20 protein-coding genes are annotated in these 18,909 nt (G+C 59.2%); 8 read left to right on the forward strand and 12 right to left on the reverse strand.

The genetic code is table 11. The annotated features are described in order from the left end of the window. Positions 1-35 precede the first annotated feature (35 nt). Positions 36-638 (forward strand): molybdenum cofactor guanylyltransferase MobA, encoded by a 603-nt coding sequence (gene mobA, locus KQP88_RS13950; RefSeq protein ID WP_216703376.1) that lies wholly within the window; start codon positions 36-38, stop codon positions 636-638. 73 nt (positions 639-711) lie between these two features. Then, positions 712-936 (forward strand): YgdI/YgdR family lipoprotein, encoded by a 225-nt coding sequence (locus KQP88_RS13955; protein WP_025260518.1) that lies wholly within the window; start codon positions 712-714, stop codon positions 934-936. Positions 937-1,191: 255 nt separating this feature from the next. On the opposite strand, the gene KQP88_RS13960 is transcribed toward KQP88_RS13955, so the two are convergent. Beyond that, positions 1,192-2,082 (reverse strand): pseudouridine synthase, encoded by an 891-nt coding sequence (locus KQP88_RS13960; protein WP_216703377.1) that lies wholly within the window; start codon positions 2,080-2,082, stop codon positions 1,192-1,194. Positions 2,083-2,289: 207 nt separating this feature from the next. On the opposite strand from KQP88_RS13960, the gene KQP88_RS13965 reads away from it, so the two are divergent. After that, positions 2,290-3,144 (forward strand): shikimate dehydrogenase, encoded by an 855-nt coding sequence (locus tag KQP88_RS13965; protein WP_216703378.1) that lies wholly within the window; start codon positions 2,290-2,292, stop codon positions 3,142-3,144. Between the two features lie 3 nt (positions 3,145-3,147). Here the strand turns inward: KQP88_RS13965 and KQP88_RS13970 are convergent, their stop codons facing one another. Then, positions 3,148-3,819 carry a TetR family transcriptional regulator gene (locus KQP88_RS13970; RefSeq protein ID WP_200991995.1) on the reverse strand — a complete coding sequence of 224 codons (672 nt, stop codon included), beginning with the start codon at positions 3,817-3,819 and terminating at the stop codon, positions 3,148-3,150. A 100-nt stretch (positions 3,820-3,919) separates the two neighbouring features. After that, positions 3,920-5,827 carry a 3-dehydroshikimate dehydratase QuiC gene (gene quiC, locus KQP88_RS13975; protein ID WP_216703379.1) on the reverse strand — a complete coding sequence of 636 codons (1,908 nt, stop codon included), beginning with the start codon at positions 5,825-5,827 and terminating at the stop codon, positions 3,920-3,922. Between the two features lie 608 nt (positions 5,828-6,435). Between quiC and KQP88_RS13980 the strand changes: the two genes are divergently transcribed. Next, positions 6,436-7,764, forward strand: a complete 1,329-nt coding sequence (locus KQP88_RS13980) for an MFS transporter (protein WP_216703380.1) — start codon at positions 6,436-6,438, stop codon at positions 7,762-7,764. A gap of 95 nt (positions 7,765-7,859) precedes the next feature. Here the strand turns inward: KQP88_RS13980 and KQP88_RS13985 are convergent, their stop codons facing one another. Then, positions 7,860-8,744, reverse strand: a complete 885-nt coding sequence (locus tag KQP88_RS13985) for a DMT family transporter (RefSeq protein ID WP_200991992.1) — start codon at positions 8,742-8,744, stop codon at positions 7,860-7,862. A gap of 244 nt (positions 8,745-8,988) precedes the next feature. Here KQP88_RS13985 and KQP88_RS13990 point away from each other — a divergent pair, with 244 nt between their 5' ends. Further along, positions 8,989-10,245 (forward strand): OprD family porin, encoded by a 1,257-nt coding sequence (locus KQP88_RS13990; protein ID WP_216703381.1) that lies wholly within the window; start codon positions 8,989-8,991, stop codon positions 10,243-10,245. A gap of 50 nt (positions 10,246-10,295) precedes the next feature. Here the strand turns inward: KQP88_RS13990 and pcaC are convergent, their stop codons facing one another. The 8 genes from pcaC to KQP88_RS14030 all read right to left on the reverse strand — a co-directional run bounded on the left by pcaC (position 10,296) and on the right by KQP88_RS14030 (position 17,456). Next, positions 10,296-10,694, reverse strand: coding sequence for a 4-carboxymuconolactone decarboxylase (gene pcaC / locus KQP88_RS13995; protein ID WP_216703382.1), 399 nt, complete (start codon positions 10,692-10,694; stop codon positions 10,296-10,298). Next, positions 10,691-12,052: a 3-carboxy-cis,cis-muconate cycloisomerase gene (locus KQP88_RS14000; protein ID WP_216703383.1), complete on the reverse strand. Its 1,362-nt coding sequence runs from the start codon at positions 12,050-12,052 to the stop codon at positions 10,691-10,693. The genes pcaC and KQP88_RS14000 overlap by 4 nt, the downstream gene beginning before the upstream one ends. A 20-nt stretch (positions 12,053-12,072) precedes the next feature. After that, complete coding sequence (locus KQP88_RS14005) at positions 12,073-13,422, reverse strand: MFS transporter (RefSeq protein WP_216703384.1); 1,350 nt, start codon at positions 13,420-13,422, stop codon at positions 12,073-12,075. A gap of 72 nt (positions 13,423-13,494) precedes the next feature. Then, a complete protein-coding gene (gene pcaG, locus KQP88_RS14010; protein ID WP_200991988.1) occupies positions 13,495-14,097 on the reverse strand; it encodes a protocatechuate 3,4-dioxygenase subunit alpha in 603 nt (200 codons plus the stop codon). A 12-nt stretch (positions 14,098-14,109) separates the two neighbouring features. Next, positions 14,110-14,829 carry a protocatechuate 3,4-dioxygenase subunit beta gene (gene pcaH, locus KQP88_RS14015; RefSeq protein ID WP_198725076.1) on the reverse strand — a complete coding sequence of 240 codons (720 nt, stop codon included), beginning with the start codon at positions 14,827-14,829 and terminating at the stop codon, positions 14,110-14,112. Positions 14,830-14,958: 129 nt separating this feature from the next. Continuing rightward, positions 14,959-15,888, reverse strand: a complete 930-nt coding sequence (gene pcaQ, locus KQP88_RS14020; RefSeq protein WP_216703385.1) for a pca operon transcription factor PcaQ — start codon at positions 15,886-15,888, stop codon at positions 14,959-14,961. Positions 15,889-16,044: 156 nt separating this feature from the next. Further along, positions 16,045-16,284 carry a glutaredoxin family protein gene (locus KQP88_RS14025; RefSeq protein ID WP_198725078.1) on the reverse strand — a complete coding sequence of 80 codons (240 nt, stop codon included), beginning with the start codon at positions 16,282-16,284 and terminating at the stop codon, positions 16,045-16,047. An 89-nt stretch (positions 16,285-16,373) separates the two neighbouring features. Further along, on the reverse strand, positions 16,374-17,456 hold the full coding sequence (locus KQP88_RS14030; RefSeq protein ID WP_216703386.1) for an acyltransferase family protein: 1,083 nt from the start codon (positions 17,454-17,456) through the stop codon (positions 16,374-16,376). A 386-nt stretch (positions 17,457-17,842) separates the two neighbouring features. On the opposite strand from KQP88_RS14030, the gene KQP88_RS14035 reads away from it, so the two are divergent. The 3 genes from KQP88_RS14035 to KQP88_RS14045 are packed head-to-tail and all read left to right on the forward strand — an operon-like array spanning position 17,843 to position 18,892. After that, positions 17,843-18,157 carry a DUF883 family protein gene (locus tag KQP88_RS14035; RefSeq protein WP_117165707.1) on the forward strand — a complete coding sequence of 105 codons (315 nt, stop codon included), beginning with the start codon at positions 17,843-17,845 and terminating at the stop codon, positions 18,155-18,157. 4 nt (positions 18,158-18,161) lie between these two features. Continuing rightward, the gene (locus tag KQP88_RS14040; protein WP_216703387.1) at positions 18,162-18,554 is read left to right on the forward strand and encodes a phage holin family protein; all 393 of its coding nucleotides are present in this window, start codon (positions 18,162-18,164) and stop codon (positions 18,552-18,554) included. Continuing rightward, positions 18,551-18,892 carry a hypothetical protein gene (locus tag KQP88_RS14045; RefSeq protein ID WP_200991983.1) on the forward strand — a complete coding sequence of 114 codons (342 nt, stop codon included), beginning with the start codon at positions 18,551-18,553 and terminating at the stop codon, positions 18,890-18,892. The genes KQP88_RS14040 and KQP88_RS14045 overlap by 4 nt, the downstream gene beginning before the upstream one ends. The last annotated feature ends 17 nt before the right edge of the window (positions 18,893-18,909 follow it).

The raw sequence follows: 18,909 nt of genomic DNA on the forward strand, positions 1-18,909 counted from the left end.
CACAGCACTCCTTTTTACTGCCCGGTGAGTCTTTGATGAATGTTGGCGTCACATTGGCGAACTGCTCGATCCTGCTGCTGGCCGGAGGTCAGGGACAACGCATGGGCGGGCGTGACAAAGGCCTTGTGCAATGGCAGGGCGAGCCGCTGATTCAGCACCTGCATCGCCTGACACGTCCCTTGACCGATGACCTGATCATTTCCTGCAATCGCAATCTGGAGCGTTACGCCGCTTACGCCGATCAACTGGTTCAGGACGATAATACCGACTTCTGCGGGCCTCTGGCCGGTATCCGCGCCGCCCTGCCCCTTGCCCGGCACGAATACCTGCTGGTACTGCCCTGCGACGCGCCGCTGATCGATAACGCCTTGCTGCAGGCGCTGCACAACACGGCACTGGAACACCCGAACCATCCGGTCATGGTCCGCGAAGGCGAACACTGGCAACCCCTGATCTGCATTATTCCGACCCTCCATGCCGAGGCGCTGGAACGTGCATGGCAGAGCGGTGAACGCAGCCCGCGCAGGGCCATGGCGCCCCTGCAACCCGTGGCCTTGCAACTGGAGACTGGCGACCCGCGACTGGCCAATCTGAATACTCCCGAATTGCTGAGTCAGATCAATGAACAGGCTCAATGAACTTTTCATGGAACTTGCAGAAGGTGTATACGTCTGAGAGTCATTAACCAAGAGTCCATCCGGAGACACTGTCATGAAACAACGCACTCTTCCTGCCGCCTTTTTGCTGGCACTGGGTATTGCTTCCCTCGCAGGCTGCGCATCGCCAACTGTAATCACTCTGAATGATGGCCGTGAAATCCAGTCCGTAGACACCCCTCACTACGATGAAGATTCGGGCTTCTACGAGTTCAAGCAACTCGATGGCAAGCAGACCCGCATCAACAAGGATCAGGTACGTACCGTCAAGGATCTGTAATCCGGACGTGATGTACAAAAAACCCGCCAGTCGTATTGATGGCGGGTTTTTTATTGGTTGCACAGTCCTGTTCTTCGCGAATGAATTCGCTCCTACCGGGCAGTGCCGATCAGTCAAGGCCAATGAGTCACTTTGTGGGAGGCAGCTTGCTGGCGACTTCACGTACAGACGCGGAATATCTGCCAGTTTTCAGGCCTTTTTCGCCAGCAAGCTGCCTCCCACAAGTAGTGTTTGTGCCTTAACTGATCGGCCTGCCTACCAGTCCAGCTTCAACAGGCTCTCGAACTGGCGTGGTTCCCCGCTCACCGGGTCGATGAAGCGCAGCCCCTGGGCTAGCAGTTTCAATGGCCGGTCGTAATCGTCGACTGCATCCTTGATGACGTCGGGATAGAACGGGTCATTGCAGATCGCCGCGCCGAGCGCCGCCATGTGGACGCGCAACTGGTGCTTCTTGCCGGTCACCGGATACAGCCCGTAACGCCACAACTCCCCGTTGCGCTCGCAGACTTCGATGCGGGTCTCGGTATTGCTTGCCCCTGGCCCTTCCTGCATGCGGAAAAACGGCTCGCCATCCACCAGTCGGCTCTTGTGCAGACGAGGAAATTCGAGCCCGGGCAGCGCAGGCGCGATGGCTTCGTAACGCTTGTCGATCTTGCGAGTGGGAAACAGCGCCTGATAAGCCGAGCGGCTTTGCCTGTTGGCCGAAAACAGCACCAGCCCGGCGGTGTGCCGGTCGATGCGATGCAGCGGAACCAGATCCGGGTTGCCCAACCGGTGAATCAGACGCCGCAGCAGGGTTTGCTCGACATACTCGCCAGCCGGCGTAACCGGCAGGAAATGGGGCTTGTCGGCTACCACCAGATGCTCGTCGGCATACAGAATCGTTTCTACGACCGGGATCGGTGTTTCGTTCGGGACTTCGCGAAAATAGTGAATCTTCAGGCCTTCCCGATAAGCCAGATCGGGGGAAACAGGCATGCCGTTGCCATCCAGCACCCTGCCACGGGCGATGCGGTCCAGCCACTGCTCGCGGCTGATGGCCGTGAATCGCGCGCACAGGCAGTCGAGTACCGTCGTCCAGGGGCCAGGCGGCAGATAGAGGGTGCTGGCTTGGTTATGGGCGGCAACAAAAACGGACTCGGACATGCGCAGGTCTGACACTCATGAAGATGCAGGAACAACGGGACGTGCATTATCCCTCAAGGGCTTGATCCCCGCTATGCGGGCGATAACCGCACCAAATCCCTGCAAGGCCCGAGATAGAACCTGCAGCACTTTGAACCATCTGGTACATTTTGCCGAAAATGTTTGCCCGACACCGGGCAGTGACGCCAGAACAAGAGACAGAAAGTCATGACCCAGATTGAAAAACCGTCCATTCTCGCCGGCCTGATCGGCTCAGGTATCCAGGCCTCACGAACCCCGTCGATGCATGAGCATGAAGGCGATGCCCAGGGTTTGCGCTATCTGTATCGGCTGATCGATATCGACGCCCTCAAGCTGGATATCAACGCCCTGCCGCGCCTGCTGGAAGGCGCCCAGAACACGGGGTTCACAGGCCTCAACATCACCTTCCCCTGCAAACAGGCCGTCATTCCTCTACTGGACGAACTGTCCGACGAGGCTCGCGGCATTGGCGCGGTCAACACCGTGGTCTTCAAGGATGGCAAGCGCATCGGCCATAACACCGACTGCCTGGGTTTTGCCGAAGGCTTGCATCGCGGCCTGGCTCAGGCTCCGCGTCAGCATGTGGTGCAGATGGGCGCTGGCGGGGCTGGCGCTGCCGTGGCCCATGCGTTGCTCAGTTCAGGCGTGCAGCATTTGAGCGTTTTCGAGGTGGAACCTGAACGTGCCCGTGGCCTGGTGGATAACCTCAACGCCTGCTTCGGGGTCGGCCGGGCTCAGGTGGGACTCGATCTGCCGGGCGCAATGGCCGAAGCCGACGGGCTGGTGAATACCACACCCGTGGGCATGGCCAAATTGCCCGGCACGCCATTACCGGTGGAGCTGCTGCGCCCCGAACTCTGGGTGGCGGAAATCATTTACTTCCCGCTGGAAACCGAACTGCTCAAGCATGCCCGCGCACTGGGCTGCCGCACCCTCGACGGCTCGACCATGGCCGTGTTTCAGGCGGTGAAGGCATTCGAGCTGTTCAGCGGTCGCCCTGCCGATGCAGAGCGCATGATGGACCACTTCCACAGCCTGTAAGACTCAGCGTTTGAGGTAACTCAGCACAGCGTCGCAGATCATGGTCTTGTGACGCTTCTTGACCTCATCGCTCCACAGTTCGATCTGGAAAATCTCGCTGAACGTGTGGCGGTTGGAGATGCGATAGAAGCAGAACGAGCTGATCATCAGGTGCAGGTCCACCGGATGAACACCTTCGCGGAACAGCCCCATGGACTCGCCGCGTCGCAGAATATCGTCCAGCGCCCGAATGATGTTCTGGCTCTTGGCCTGAATCGAATCGGACTGTTTGACGTTCTCGCCGTTATGAATGTTTTCGATGCAGACGATGCGCACGAAATCGACATTGCGGTCATGGTGATCGAAGGTGAATTCCACGACTCGATGGATAGCTTCCACCGGCTCAAGCTCGCCCAGGTTCAACTGGCTTTCGGTGGTGCGGATATCGCCGTAGAGCTTTTCCAGCACTTCAACGTACAGCTGCTCCTTGCTACCGAAGTAGTAATAGATCATCCGTTTCGACGTCTTGGTGCGCTCGGCGATGGCATCGACCCGTGCGCCGGTCAACCCGTAGGCAACGAACTCGACGATTGCCGCCTGAAGGATATCCTCGCGGGTCTTTTCCGGATTGTTCTTGCGGCTCTTGCGCAGCGCATCGACGGGCTCGACGGCAGCGGAGTCGGCAGTTTTTTTCATTATTCGCTCACGACCACGGTTGAATTCCGGATTATGAAGCGCGTAATGGATCGAGGGAAGCTGCGCAGCACTCCTGCACTGCGCAGCCCGGCATCAAACCTCAGAGACGCGCCTGACGCGCCGCCACGTTACGGGCCTTGGCCATGGCCGCAAGACGCACCGGAACATTGGCCGCGCCATATCCGACGTAGCCGTTCTTGCGTTGCAGAATCTCGAAGAAGAAACGCCCGTCGAAGGCATCGGTGTAGACGTGGAACAGCTCGCCGCCCTGGGCATCGCGGTCGTACAGCACGTTGTAATACGCCAGTTCGCTGAGGAATTCGTCATCGAAGTCGAAGCGTGCGGCCAGGTCGTCGTAATAGTTGAGCGGGATATCCAGCAACGGGACGCCCGCCTCCTTGGCACGCCTGACCTCGGCAAAAATGTCTTCGCACGAGAACGCGATGTGATGCACGCCGGAGCCACGATAACTCGACAGGGCATGGGATATCGCCGTGTTGCGGTTCTCCGAAATGTTCAGCGGCAGACGGATCGTGCTGCACCGGCTGCGCAAGGCCCGGCTTTTGACCAGCCCGTAAGGATCGGGCAGCACCACTTCGTCATCGGCCTCGAAGTCCAGCAGGCTCTTGTAGAACAGCACCCAACTGTCGAGGCTGTCTGCCGGCAGCGCCATGGCCATGTGGTCAATGCGTTGCAGGCCGCCCTGATCCCTGGTCTTGGGGTCGACGACAAAGTCGATGTCGTAGATCGACTGCCCGGGCTCGGCGCCCTGGACCAGATAGATCAGGCTGCCATCGGGCGCACGCACCGAAGGGATTTCACGCTCATTCGGCCCGACCAGTCCGCGATAGGGCTGGCCCTTGAACGCACGCGCACGCTCCAGCGCCCTGTTGCCGTCATCCACTCGCAAGGCAGTAGCACACAGCGAAGGGCCATGGGCCTCGAAAAAGCTGTGGGCAAAGGAATAGGGTTCGGCATTGAGCACAATCTTGATATCGCCCTGCCCCAGCAGGCTCACCGCCTTGGAGCGATGCTGCCCCAGACGGGCGAAACCGAGACGTTCGAGCCAGCCGGACAGCCGTGCGCCCTGAGTCTCGTCAACCGCGAACTCAAGGAACTCGACGCCACTGTAGGTGCTGGCAGGCGGCGGATTGAACAGGATTTCGGAAGCCACCGGCTCAGCCTCGCGAGCCAGCAGCTCGCGGGTTTTCTCTTCCAGATAGAGCAATGAACGGAAACCATCGGCGGCGTTGGCTCGGGTTGGCGCAGCCCGAAAACCATCATTGAAGACTTCCAGTGACAAAGGTCCGGTGTAGCCACTGCGCAGGATCGGCGCCAGAAAGCCTGGCAGGTCGAATTCGCCCTGACCGGGGAAGCAGCGAAAATGCCGGCTCCACTCCAGCACGTCCATGGCCAGGATCGGCGCATCGGCCATTTGCACGAAAAAGATCTTGTCGCCGGGAATCTGGGCGATGGCACCTGGATCGCCCTTGAGCGAAAGCGTATGGAAACTGTCGAGCAATACACCCAGGGCCGGGTGATCGACCTGACGCACCAGATTCCAGACCTGTTGCCAGGTATTCACATGACGCCCCCAGGCCAGGGCTTCGTAGCCCACCCGCAGGTTACGGGCACCGGCACGCTCGGCCAGCAGGCTCAGGTCATCGAGCAGGATATTTTCATCGCCCACCGAATCGGCGGCGGCATTGCTGCAGACCAGCACCAGATCAGTGCCCAGCTCCTGCATCAGATCGAATTTGCGTTCGGCACGGTCGACATTACGCTGAAGCCGGTCACGGCGGCAGCCTTCAAAGTCACGAAACGGCTGGAACAGAGTGATGGCGATACCCAGGTCGGCGCAGATCTGCCTGACATTTCGCGGGCTGCCGTCGTAATACAAAAGGTCGTTCTCGAAGATTTCTACCCCGTCGAAACCGGCTGCAGCAACGGCTTCGAGCTTTTCAGGCAGAGTACCGCTCAGGGATACGGTGGCAATAGAACGCTGCATGCTTTGAGCTCCTGGATGAGCACAACCTCTTCGGGTCGTGACTGGATAGCACCGCATTCTCGGCCTGAATCGGCCGCATTACAGGGGTGCGAGTAAAGTATTTCCCTGTCAAAATGCCAGATCAACATAAAGTGTACGAACTGGTTAGTTTTGCGTTCGATTATCGAACAGAAGCCATTTTCCTCGATTGACGCTGTTTCGATCAGTCCTCACCATCTGCCACACATTGCAGGATCACCGCGTGTCCGTTTTCGCTTCACGGCAACAACCCCATAACAATTTCAAAAAACAGGAATATTGCTCATGTCTACCCTCCTTGCGCCGTCCGCTCTCACCTCGACACGCCCTCACCGTTCACTGGACCGACGATATCTGCCGGTCGTTCACGCGACCCGACCTGTCGACGCCTGAATCAACCCAGCGCACTCGAAGGGTTGAGCCTGTAAGATGCCGGCCCGTTGAATCGTTCAGAAGATGCCGTGAGCAACTGGCCACGAGCATAACGGTTCGACGATCTCACTTTTACAGGTACAGCGCCTGAGTCGAGTGGACTTCTCAAGTCCGACTGTAGCGAACTGCACAGTCTTGGAACGGATGGTTAGAACATCATGATCAACACCCAAACCAACCCCGTCGCCCGGGCTGCCCGGGCGGGCATCGGCGAAAAGATTCGTGGCGCCATGGCCGTGGGCAAGACCCGCTGGGGCATGCTTGCCCTGGTGTTCTTTGCAACCACCCTGAACTACATCGACCGTGCAGCACTGGGCGTCATGCAGCCGATCCTGGCCAAGGAAATGAGCTGGACGGCGATGGACTACGCCAACATCAACTTCTGGTTCCAGGTCGGTTATGCGGTGGGCTTCGTACTGCAAGGCCGGTTCATTGACCGGGTCGGCGTCAAACGTGCTTTCTTCCTGGCCGTACTGCTCTGGAGCCTGGCCACCGGTGCCCACGGCCTGGCGACGTCCGCTATCGGCTTCATGATCTGCCGCTTCATTCTGGGCCTGACCGAAGCCGCCAACTACCCCGCCTGCGTCAAGACCACACGTCTGTGGTTCCCGGCCGGGGAACGTGCAGTGGCCACCGGCATCTTCAATGCCGGGACCAACGTCGGCGCCATGCTGACCCCTGCCCTGTTGCCACTGATCCTGACCATCTGGGGCTGGCAGGCTGCGTTCGTGGCCATGGGCTCGCTCGGTCTGTTCTGGGTCATCATCTGGCGCCTGAAGTATTACAACCCCGAAGAACACCCGACTCTGCGCAAGAGTGAACTGGACTACATCAACCAGGAAGTCGAGCCGGAGCCGGTCAAGGTGCCTTTCTCGCATATCCTGAAAATGCGCGGCACCTGGGCCTTCGCTGTGGCTTATTCCCTGACCGCACCGGTGTTCTGGTTCTACCTGTACTGGCTGCCGCCGTTTCTCAATCAGCAATACAACCTGGGCATCAGCGTCACGCAAATGGGTATCCCGCTGATCCTGATCTGGCTGACCGCCGATGTGGGCAGCATTGGTGGCGGCATCCTGTCCTCATGGCTGATCGGTCGCGGCGCAAGACCAACTACAGCTCGCCTGATCTCGATGCTTATCTTCGCCATCACCATCTGCAGCGTGATCTTTGCCGCCAATGCCAGCGGATTGTGGGTTGCCGTACTGGCCATTTCGGTAGCGGTCGGCGCGCATCAGGCCTGGACGGCAAATATCTGGAGTCTGGTGATGGACTACACGCCCAAGCACATGATGAGCACCGTATTCGGCTTCGGCGGGATGTGTGCGGCCATCGGCGGGATGTTCATGACCCAGTTGGTCGGCGCGGTCCTCACTGCCACCAATAACAACTACAGCGTGCTGTTCACCATGATCCCGGCGATGTACTTCATTGCCCTGACCTGGATGTTCTTCATGGCACCCCGCAAAGTGCCGAAGATCAGCGAGTAACACACTCTGTAGGAGCGAATTTATTCGCGAGACGTCCGTACACCCGAAGAAGATGTATTGCCTTCAATAGACGTCTCGCGGATAACGCCTGCTACTCACCCCTTGGTACGCTGCTGCCACGCAGCAGCAAGCCCGCTCAGGCAGATGATCACGATACCGACCTGCGCGATGGGTGACGGCATATGGTCGAAGACGATGAACCCCAGAAAGCCCGCAAAGACAATCTGACAGTAACTGAACGGCGCCAGAATGGCCGGTGCGGTGAAGCGGAATGCCTGGGTCAGCAGCAAATGAGCGGACATCCCGCACGCCCCCAACGCCAATAGAAACGGCCAGTGCTTGAGCTCAGGCGTCTGCCAGAAAAACGGCACCAGCGCGCTCATCAGCAAGGTATTGAACAGACCGGCAAAGAAGTTGCTGGTGGTCGGGCTGTCATACGGGCTGACCAGACGTGTCAGCAGTTGATAGATCGCAAAGCACAAGGCCGAAGACAGCGGCAGCAGAATCGCCGGTGTAAAGAGTTCACCGCCCGGGTGAATGATCACGATCACCCCCGAAAAGCCCACCACCACCGCCAGCCATTGGCCTCGCGTGACACGCTCCTTCAATAACGGCACCGACAAGGCCGTGACCAGCAACGGCGCAAGAAAGTTGACTGCCGTGGCTTCAGCCTGGGGAATGAACATCAGGCTGCTGGTAAACAACAGGCTGGTACCCAGCAGGGCCAGCGCACGCAAGACCTGAAAACCCGGTCGCTTGGTACGCAACACCCGCAGCCCCGCCGACGGCATGAAGATGAACGCCATGAGCAGCGTATGAACCAGATAGCGGGCCCAGACCACCAGAATGATCGGATAGAAGCCTGAAAGGTATTTGGAGAGCGTGTCATGGCTGGCGAACAGAAAGGTCGCCAGCAGGATCAGGCCAATTCCCTTGAGGGGTTGATTGACACCGGATAGCGGCGTGCTGGTAGTGCTCATCGGGCTTCCTTGTTCTGGCATGCAACTGAAGAATATTCACGCGCCTCGCCCAGCGGGGCCGCAATCATTTTTGAGTGAGCATCGCAGGCAGTAATCGGGACGTCTCGTTAAAATGTTCCAACCAGTTAATTTTTGGTCGATAATCGCACGAAATAGCATTTTTCCAATTGCAGACGATTCTTTGGTCTTTACTATCAGAGCCAGTTGTACTGCCCACAAATAATGATAAGAAGGCTCCTACCTCATGCGCTTGAAATCCAACTGCAAAATCCTTTGCGGCTTTTCTGCGGCTATCACAGCCAGTCTCACTCCCACCTTCACCCAGGCGGCAGGCTTCGTCGATGACGCCAAGGTGGGCTTGAACCTACGCAACTTCTTTATCAACCGCAACTTCGTCGACCCTGACAACGCCCAGAACGGCGCTCAGGAATGGACCCAGAACTTCATTCTCGACGCCCGCTCCGGCTTCACACAGGGCACGGTCGGCTTTGGTGTCGATGTACTGGGGCTCTACTCCCTCAAGCTTGACGGCGGCAAAGGCTCGGGCGGTACACAACTGCTGCCGATTCATGATGATGGACGCCCCGCCGATGATTTCGGACGACTGGGCGTTGCAGCAAAGGCACGCTTTTCCAAGACCGAGCTGAAAGTCGGCGAATGGATGCCGGTGCTGCCCATTCTGCGCTCCGACGATGGCCGTTCACTGCCACAGACCTTCCGTGGCGGACAGATCACCTCGAAGGAAATCGACGGCCTGACACTCTACGGCGGCCAGTTCCGCGCCAACAGCCCGCGCAACGATGCAAGCATGGAAGACATGTCGATGCAGGGTCGTGGAGCCTTTACCTCCGACCGTTTCAACTTCGGCGGCGGCGAATACACCTTCAATGAAAAACGCACTCTGGTCGGCCTCTGGTACGCCCAGCTCGAAGACATCTACCAGCAGCAATACCTCAACGTGGTCCACAGCCAGCCGCTGGGCCAATGGGTGCTGGGTGCCAACCTTGGCTACTTCAACGGCAAGGATGACGGCCGGTCACTGGCCGGCGACATGGACAACAAGACCTGGTCGGCCATGCTCTCGGCCCGCTATGGCGGCAACACCTTTTATCTGGGCTTGCAGAAAGTCAGCGGCGACAGCGCCTGGATGCGGGTCAATGGCACCAGTGGCGGCACCTTGGCCAACGACAGCTACAACTCCAGTTTCGAGAATGCCAAGGAGCGTTCCTGGCAGTTACGCCATGACTACGACTTTGCCGCACTCGGCGTGCCCGGCCTGACCCTCATGAACCGCTACATCAGTGGCGAAAACGTGCATACCGGCACCATCACCAATGGCGAAGAATGGGCTCGAGAATCGGAACTGGCCTATGTCTTCCAGAGCGGCTCGTTCAAGAACCTGTCGGTCAAATGGCGCAACTCCAGCATGCGCCGCGATTACAGCACCAACCAGTTCGACGAAAACCGCCTGATCGTCAGCTATCCGTTGTCGCTGCTCTGACAGACAAAGGCCGCCAGGGAAACCCTGGCGGCCTTTTCATGAGCCCGCCATCACTCCTTGTTCAACGACTCCACGCCCATCTCGTCCCACACCTCTTCAGCCAGATGGAAAGTCGCATTGGCGGCCGGAATCCCGCAATAGATCGCACTTTGCATCAGCACTTCCTTGATCTCGTCACGGGTCACGCCATTATGCTTGGCAGCCTTCAGATGCAAACGCAACTCCCCTTCGCGATTCATCCCGATCAGCATGGCGATGGTGATCAGGCTGCGGGTATGCCGTGGCAGACCCGGGCGCGTCCAGATATCGCCCCAGGCATGACGGGTAATCATTTCCTGGAACTCTTCGTTGAACGGCGTCAGTTTTTTCAGGCTGTTATCGACATGGGTATCGCCCAGCACCGCACGACGAACCTGCATGCCGGCCTGATAGCGTTCTTCTTCGTTCATTGCTTGATCCTTGTGTGTTCGGCCACGGCACGTTCGACCCAGAGTCGGGCCTGGCCAAGGTAATGAGCCGGATCGAGCAGGCGATCCAGCTCCGCGGATGACAGTTGTGCGGTGACTTGCGGATCCTCGCCCAGCACCTGACGCAGATGCGCGCCCTGCTGCACGGCGCGTCGGCAGTTCTGTTCGACCAGATGATGCGCGGCGTCGCGTCCGATGCGTCGGGAAAGCTCGATGCTGACGGCTTCGGCCAGCACCAGTCCACGAGTGGAATCCAGATTCGCCAGCATGCGCGACTCATCGACTTCCAGCCCCGGCACAACCTGCAAGGCCTGCTGCAACGAGCCGGACACCAGGCAGCAGAGTTCCGGCAGGGTTTCCCATTCCGCATGCCACAGGCCCAGGCTGCGCTCATGCTCCTGAGGCATGGCTGCAAACAGGGTGGCGACCAGCCCCGGCGCACGCGTCGCCGCACCGATCATCACCGCTGCGCCCACCGGGTTTCGTTTGTGGGGCATGGTCGAAGAACCGCCCTTGCCTGCTGCCGCGGGCTCGAACACTTCGCCCACTTCGGTCTGCATCAACAGGCTGATATCCCGGCCCATCTTGCCCAGGCTGCCTGCGATCATGCCCAACAGGCTGGCGAATTCCACCAGTCTGTCACGCTGGGTATGCCAGGGCTGATCGGGCACGCTCAACTGCAACTCGTCTGCCAGGGCCTCGGTTACTGCAAAAGCCTGATCGCCCAATGCCGCCAGACTGCCGGAAGCCCCACCGAACTGCAGGCACAGCAAGCGCGGTCTGATCTCTTCCAGGCGCTGGCGATGGCGCGTCACCGCTCCCAGCCAGCCAGCGATTTTCATGCCCAACGTCACTGGCGTCGCCTGTTGCAGCCAGGTGCGCCCGGCCAATGGCGTCTGCGCATGACGCTGGGCCTGCACGCCAAGGGCGTCGGCCAGTTCTTGCAGATCACGCTCCAACAGTTCGATCGCGCGACGCACTTGCAGGATAAGCCCGGTATCCATCACATCCTGGCTGGTAGCCCCCATGTGCACGTAACGCTCGGCTTCAGGGTTGCGCAGGGCAATCTGCTTGCCCAGCGCCTTGACCAGTGGAATCGCCGAGTTGCCCGCATTACCGATTGCCACGGCCAGGGCATCGAAATCGAACAGCCCGGCGCGGCAGCTTTGCTCGATATCGGCCACCACGTCCCCGGGAATCAGCCCGACACTGGCCTGAGCCCTGGCCAGTGCGGCCTCGAAATCCAGCATGCCCTGCACTCGCCCGGCATCGCAGAACACCTCGCGCATCAGGGACTGAGTGAAATAGGCATCGAAAAGTTGATTGCTCGGTCTGTTCACATCACCGCTCCAGATAAAAGTCAGGTGGCATCCGCATGGCTGACCCAACCCTTGATCAATACTGCCAATGCGGCCAGGGCTGCGGGAATCACCAGGGCGGTCAGGACCTGCTCGAAACTCCACCCCAGCCCAAGCAAGGTAGCACCGGCCCAGGCACCGAGAATCGCACCAAAGCGACCAATGCCCAGCATCCACGAAACACCCGTGGCACGCCCCTGGGTCGGATAGAACCGGGCCGCCAGCGAAGGCATCGCCGATTGCGCACCATTGATGCACATGCCGGCCATGAGAACGAGGGTCGCCAGAAGCGCAACATTGTGCAGGCTCTGCCCGACCAGCCAGGCGAAGACACCGGCCAGTGCATAGGCCACGCCAATCACCTTATGCGGGTTGAACCGGTCCATGGCCCAGCCGACGCCCACGGCACTGAGCACACCGCCAAACTGGAACAAGGCACCGATGAACGCCGACTGTTCCATGCTCGCGCCGCTGTCGCGCATCAGGGTCGGCAGCCAGCTGGTCAGCAGATAAACGATCACCAGCCCCATGAAATAGGTCAGCCACAGCAACAAGGTTCCTGTGCTGTATGTGCCGGAAAAAATCACCTTCAGCACATTGCGGCTGCTGACGGTCTTTTGCTCCGGGACGCTGAAATCCCCGGCGGTCGCGACCTCAGACGGCGCGATGGGCGCCAGTACCTTGCGAATCCGCTCGACACCGCGATTGCGCACCACCAGAAAGCGCGCTGACTCCGGCAGCCAGACCATCAGCACCACCGCCAACAGCAACGGCAGAATGCCGCCGAGCATCAGCAGGCTGTGCCAGCCCAGGCTGGGGATCATTTTCGCCGAGACAAAACCTCCACACGCCATGCCCAGGTTGAACCCGCAGAACATGCTGGTGACCAGCAGGGACTTGAGGCGCTCGGGCGTGTATTCGGACAGCAGCGTGGTGGCGTTGGGCATTGCCGCACCGAGCCCCAGGCCGGTCAGCAGGCGCAGCACCAACAACTGGTCGATATTGGTGCTGTAGGCCGAAGCCAGACTGAACAAGCCAAACACAAACACCGCGACCACCAGCACCACTTTGCGACCAAAGCGGTCGGCCAGCGGCCCGGAACCCAGTGCGCCGAATACCATGCCGATCAGGGCAGCGCTCATCACCGGCCCAAGGCTGGCCCGGTCAATGCCCCAGTCCTGACTCAACGCAGGGGCGATAAACCCCATGGCTGCGGTATCCAGCCCATCGAGAAAGACGATCAGAAAGCACAACGCAACAATCCGCCATTGATAACGGGACAGCGGCTGACTGTTGATGAAGACCTGCACGTCGAGCGTGCCCGTAGCGGACTCGCGAGCTGAAAGCGTCATGGATGTTTCCTTTTATTTTTATAAGGTCGCCAGCCAATGCTGGCGCCATGCAACGCACGCAATGAGGGCTTGTTAAAAGTCGAAAAACACCGTCTCGTTCTCGCCCTGAATCCGGATATCGAAGCGGTAGGCCAATTGGCCATCGACGCTGCAACGCCGTGCAATCAGGGTTTCGCGACGTGGCGGCTGCTCGATCAGGTTCAGCACAGGATCGACCGCATTGGCCTGAGGCTCATCATCGAAATACAGCCGCGTCTGCAAGTGGATATTGATCCCCCGGGCAAACAGCGACACGTTGATATGGGCCGCCATGGGCACTCCGGCAGCGTTGTTCACGACACCGGGCTTGATGGTCTTGAGCGTCCACAGACCATCGTCGCCTGTGGCGGTGCGACCGAAGCCGTTGAAGGGCTTTTCAGCCCCGTAGACGCTGTCATAGACGCCATTGTGGTCGGCCTGCCAGAACTCCAGAAACGCATCGCGAATCAGATGGCCATTGCCGTCGTAGACATTACCCAGCAACAGGATGTGCTCACCCGGCGCGCCGGGTTTGGCCATCTCGTTCCAGATTTCCAGCTCGCGGGTCGGGTTGCCGGCTATTTCCAGCGCCAGACCGATATGCACGTAGGGACCAGCGGTTTGCGAAGGTGTTTCCTGCAACAGTTGAACGGGCATGTCGAAACCTCCTCAGCAGTTTTCAAAGTGAGTCTTGCGCTGGCCGCGCAGAACGATATCGAAGCGATAAGCCAGACAATCCATCGGATTGCCCATGCCCAGGTCAAGCCTGGCGATCAGGCTCTGGACCGCCTCGGGGCTGGCGATCGACTTGACGATCGGGCAGATCGGAATCAACGGATCACCCTCGAAATACAGTTGCGTGATCAGGCGCGTGGCAATCGACGGGCCGCTGACCGACACATGGACGTGGGCAGGACGCCAGTCGTTGGGACCGTTGCGCCATGGGTACGGGCCGGGCTTGACGGTGCGGAAGCTATAATTGCCTTCGCTGTCGGTGAGGGTTCGCCCGACACCGCCGAAATTGGGGTCGATGGGGGCCAGATAACTGTCGCGCTTGTGGCGATAGCGGCCACCGGCGTTGGCTTGCCAGATTTCCACCAGCGTGTGCGGAACCGGCTTGCCGTACTGATCGCAGACCCGACCGGCAAGGATGATCCGCTCACCGATCGGCAGGCCGCCATGGTTGAAATTGAGCAGCAGATCGTTGTCATGCTGACCGAACTTCAGGTGCGAAAAGTCAGGGCCACTGGCTTCGGAAACCGATTGCGGAATGCTGACCAGTGCCTGACGCGGAGAGCGCAGAATCGAGGTCTTGTAGTCAGGGGTCAAAGCTTTGGGATGCCAGTTGCGATCCCGAATGACGAAGCGGCTGTTGTCCGCGACAGACATGGCGTTCTCCTTGTTCTTTTTATGGAGTGCGCAAGTGTCCATCACTTGCGCTGCAGGCTGCGGCGAAGTGTCGCGCGGGAGAACCCAGGTCGAAAATTGAAAAAAACCGCATCATCCATAACCAAATGGTTATGTGTAACGCCCTTCACGATACGCTTCACCCACGCCGCGCAACTCGTCCACGCACCATTGGGCAGCCCGTGACAAGGGCAAGGCCGGATTGCTGCACAGGCCCACGGAACCGCCGGGCTCGCGAATTCCCATATCCAGCTCCACCAGGGTGCCGATCTGCAATTCCTGGAGTACGGCATCCAGCGGCGCAATCCAGATCGCATTGCTGCACTGCACATAACGCCGGCTCAAGGTCAGCGACAGGGTTTCCAGTCGCTGGCGTGGCGGCTGAATGCCGTATTGAACGAACAGGCTGTCCGCGAACTTGCGGATGGTGGTCCCGGCCAGCGGCAGGACCAGCGGGAAACTCTCCAGGCTTTCGCGCTTGAGTGGCGCTGCCAGCAAGGGGTGATCATTGCGAACCACCAGCGTCATCGACTCGTTGTACAGATGCTCGAAAGTCAGGCCCTGGATCTGCGGGCTATCGGTCATGCGCCCCACGACCAGGTCCAGCTCGCCGACCCTAAGCTGCGACAGCAGATAGGCGCTGGGCCCGGTCATCACGCTGACAACCAGAGCCGGATGCCGCTCGTGCAGCCTGCTGATCACCTCCGGCACCAAGAGGCTTTCAGCGGTGGACAACACACCCAGCCGCGCCGTGACCGTTTCATGCTCCCCCGAACGCAGGCTGCTGACACCTTCGCGCAACGCCTGCACACTCGGCCCGGCAAAACGCATGAACGCCACACCGGCCTCAGTCAGGGCAGCGCCGCTCTTGCTGCGCACGAACAGCGTGGTTTCCAGCAGGGTTTCCAGTTCCTTGAGGCTTTTGGACAGAGCCGGCTGGCTGATCGCCAAGGCATCGCAGGCCCGAGCCAGACTGCCCTGGCGCGCCACTTCGAGAAAGCACACCAGATGACGAAACTTGATTCGGGTATCGATATTCAACGCGCACCGGGCCTTTTGCTGAGAGGGGTAAAGCGATAAATAACTTTGTGGGAGGCAGCTTGCTGGCGACTTCAGCGTACAAACGCAGAATATCTGCCGACTCACAGGCCTTTTTCGCCAGCAAGCTGCCTCCTACAGGTTTGTGCATGCCTTAACTCAATGACTGAGAAAAAAAGCGACCTGCTCACTGTCAAAGGGCCAATCCAGTTCAGCGCCGGTATCGATGCGTCGCAATACCGGAATCCGCAGGCCATAGTCTTCGAAAAAAGCTTCGTTTTCGGCGATGTCCACCAGTTCGACCAGCAGACCATGCTCGACCAGAGGCAGCAGAATCCCCTCGGCGACCTCGCAGAGATGACAGCCCAAGGTACCGAACAGTTGGCATTCGGGTGGCATGAAACACATCCTCCCAGACAGTAGGTTAACCATTCTAGGACGGTTGATGCGTCAGCGCGAGCGTGAAGCCGGTCAGCGGACATGAGGCCCTAGGAGCCCACCAACCGAGCATCCTTCCTGAAACGTCGCTTGCTGAACTCGTTGGCACGGTCGAGCACCGGCTTCTCGAAACAGCGGTAGCCTACCCAGCCGTAACACACCACGGCTGCCATCATCAGCGACGCGAAGAACAGGTTGTCGAGATAGCTCTCGGGCCACGCGCCCACCAGATGCCAGACCCGACCTATCACACCCAGCACCAGCAGATGCGACAGATAGACCGTGTAGGACATGTCGCCCACGGCAACCAGAAACCCTGGCATGGCGATCCTTTTACGCCGCTCCAGCAGCACAAGGCTCAACACCAGCGCGCCGAATGCCGACCCCACGGCCAGCATGCGCAGCAAGCCCTGGCTGTCGTGAAGACGATAGATACCGATCAGGGGCATGCTCAGCAGAGCAATAACCAGCAGCCCCCAGACCGTCGACGTCGGTACCCGTGCGCTGTGTGGCCCATAGAAGAACAGCGCCAGGGCCACGCCGATGATGAACTCCAGTGAATAGGGATGCAGGATGATCTTCAGCGCCGGTGAATAGTCCTGCCAGTTCTCCAGGCAGTTGAACACCACGATGACCAGGGCCCAGCCCCCAAGCAGCAACGGCAGGCTTCGCTCACGGAACCACAGGAACGTGGAAAACATCAGGTAGAACCACAGTTCGAACAGCAGCGACCAGGCCACCATCACCAGCAGGACTTTATCGTTGGGCAGCAGCAGGAAGGACATCAGCAGATTGGAGGAGCCATGGCCGCTGTTGACCATACCGGGCATGGCCAGATACACCCCCAGCGTGATGAAGAAATACAGCCAGTAGGTCGGGTAGATTCGCGATACACGATTGAACAGAAAGCGCTGCGCCTCGACGCCGTTCTGGAAGCGCCCGCGACTGACAATCACCATCACGAAGCCGCTGATCACAAAGAACAGGTCGACACCCAACTGGAAGAAATCGAGAAAAGGCGGCAGAAGAATATCGCCGCCGGAAAACTTTTCCTCCAATGACATCATGTGGAACAGCACGACGCCCAATACCGCCACGCCCCTGAGCCCTTGCAGGGAATACAGCCGCTCCATGCCTTTCTCCATTACTGACCGCCGCTGCTCCATGGCAACGCAGTACCCGATGACCGAGCCCCACAATTGGATACAGAGCATAGCCAAGCGTGGAAATTATGAAACCCCGGCTCCGCCTTTGAGCCTCACCTTCATGGAAGCAGTCCGACACGGGCAAGGCACAATCACGCAAAATCTTCGACAATGCATTACCTTTATCCAGGTCAGTTGCATCGACCCTTGCCGACATCCTTGTGGCAGAACACGCCAAATTAGCGCGCTCGCCCCCGATGACGCACCAATATAAGCCACACGTTGCTGCGCCAGGACTGGCCGCGGCAATTGAAATGAACCTTCGCAAATACGCTGCACTCGAAACATCCATACGCCACCTGACGGAGAAAACCATGGCTCGCCAAACAGCACAAAATGCTCAAGAGATATTGATGGCCGATTTTCAGACCCTGGTCGCCGACACCGAAAAATTGCTCGAACACACCGCCACTCTGGCAGGTGACCAGGCAGACGAGCTGCGCAGCCAGATCCACGAAAGCCTGTTGCGCGCCCGTGAAACCCTGAAACTGACCGAAGAATCCCTGCGCGAACGCGGTCAGGCAGCGGTCATCGCCACTGAAGACTATGTCCAGAACAATCCATGGCAATCGGTAGGTATCGCTGCCGGTGTCGGGTTCATTCTGGGCCTGCTGGCAACGAGGCGTTGATCCCATGAGCCTCGGACCTGAATCAGGGTCGCCCAAGGCGGACCAGGGCTCTTCACCGCGGCGCCTGGGCGCTGCATTTCTCGGTTTGCTGCACAGCCATGTCGAACTGTTCGGGATCGAGTTGCAGGAACAGAAAGCCCGCACCTTGAGCCTGTTGCTGTTCGCAGGACTGGCGCTGGTATTCGCCCTGCTGCTGTTGACCGGATTGTCGGCACTGCTCCTGATCATTCTGTGGGACAGCTATCGCCTGGCCGGCATCATTGGCCTGTGCTCGTTCTATTTCCTGGCGGCAGTGTTCTGCGCATTGCGCTTGAAAGAAGCAATCTTCGACGAGTCTTCGCCTTTCAGCGCGACCCTCGAAGAACTGGCCAACGACCGTGAGCGACTGATGCCATGAATGAACCGAAGTCGCACAGCGGCAACACACGGCGCGAACTGCGCAAGGCGCTGATTCGCCTGCGCATGGAAATGCATCGCCAGGAAATACGTCACGAGTCCGCTCACTTGCTGCAACCCCTGCAACGGATGCGCGGCCTGAAAAACGACTGGCAAGGCGCCCTGGGCATCAAGCATGCGCCCTTGTGGGGAGTCGGTGCCGTCGCTCTGCTGGGTTTCTTCAGCGGTCGGGGCGCCAAGAACCGACAGGCCAGCAACATTGGCCGTCTGGTGAAGCTGGGCGTCACCCTGCTGCCCTTGCTCAAGGTTGCCCTGCAAAACCGTACAGACAAGCGCTGACCTCTGCTTGGCTGCAT

This window comes from Pseudomonas lijiangensis (genome assembly GCF_018968705.1).
Taxonomy (GTDB): Bacteria; Pseudomonadota; Gammaproteobacteria; order Pseudomonadales; family Pseudomonadaceae; genus Aquipseudomonas; species Aquipseudomonas lijiangensis.

Bases quoted from the DNA above. Each gene is read 5' to 3' on its own strand.
- KQP88_RS14030 (WP_216703386.1), bottom strand. From the start codon at position 17,456: ATGGAGCGGCTGTATTCCCTGCAAGGGCTCAGGGGCGTGGCGGTATTG.
- quiC (WP_216703379.1), bottom strand. From the start codon at position 5,827: ATGCAGCGTTCTATTGCCACCGTATCCCTGAGCGGTACTCTGCCTGAA.
- KQP88_RS13970 (WP_200991995.1), bottom strand. From the start codon at position 3,819: ATGAAAAAAACTGCCGACTCCGCTGCCGTCGAGCCCGTCGATGCGCTG.
- KQP88_RS14035 (WP_117165707.1), top strand. From the start codon at position 17,843: ATGGCTCGCCAAACAGCACAAAATGCTCAAGAGATATTGATGGCCGAT.
- KQP88_RS13985 (WP_200991992.1), bottom strand. From the start codon at position 8,744: ATGAGCACTACCAGCACGCCGCTATCCGGTGTCAATCAACCCCTCAAG.
- KQP88_RS13960 (WP_216703377.1), bottom strand. From the start codon at position 2,082: ATGTCCGAGTCCGTTTTTGTTGCCGCCCATAACCAAGCCAGCACCCTC.
- KQP88_RS13965 (WP_216703378.1), top strand. From the start codon at position 2,290: ATGACCCAGATTGAAAAACCGTCCATTCTCGCCGGCCTGATCGGCTCA.
- KQP88_RS14040 (WP_216703387.1), top strand. From the start codon at position 18,162: ATGAGCCTCGGACCTGAATCAGGGTCGCCCAAGGCGGACCAGGGCTCT.
- pcaH (WP_198725076.1), bottom strand. From the start codon at position 14,829: ATGTCTGTCGCGGACAACAGCCGCTTCGTCATTCGGGATCGCAACTGG.
- KQP88_RS13980 (WP_216703380.1), top strand. From the start codon at position 6,436: ATGATCAACACCCAAACCAACCCCGTCGCCCGGGCTGCCCGGGCGGGC.
- KQP88_RS13955 (WP_025260518.1), top strand. From the start codon at position 712: ATGAAACAACGCACTCTTCCTGCCGCCTTTTTGCTGGCACTGGGTATT.
- mobA (WP_216703376.1), top strand. From the start codon at position 36: ATGAATGTTGGCGTCACATTGGCGAACTGCTCGATCCTGCTGCTGGCC.
- KQP88_RS14025 (WP_198725078.1), bottom strand. From the start codon at position 16,284: ATGCCACCCGAATGCCAACTGTTCGGTACCTTGGGCTGTCATCTCTGC.
- KQP88_RS14005 (WP_216703384.1), bottom strand. From the start codon at position 13,422: ATGACGCTTTCAGCTCGCGAGTCCGCTACGGGCACGCTCGACGTGCAG.
- KQP88_RS14045 (WP_200991983.1), top strand. From the start codon at position 18,551: ATGAATGAACCGAAGTCGCACAGCGGCAACACACGGCGCGAACTGCGC.
- KQP88_RS13990 (WP_216703381.1), top strand. From the start codon at position 8,989: ATGCGCTTGAAATCCAACTGCAAAATCCTTTGCGGCTTTTCTGCGGCT.
- pcaC (WP_216703382.1), bottom strand. From the start codon at position 10,694: ATGAACGAAGAAGAACGCTATCAGGCCGGCATGCAGGTTCGTCGTGCG.
- pcaG (WP_200991988.1), bottom strand. From the start codon at position 14,097: ATGCCCGTTCAACTGTTGCAGGAAACACCTTCGCAAACCGCTGGTCCC.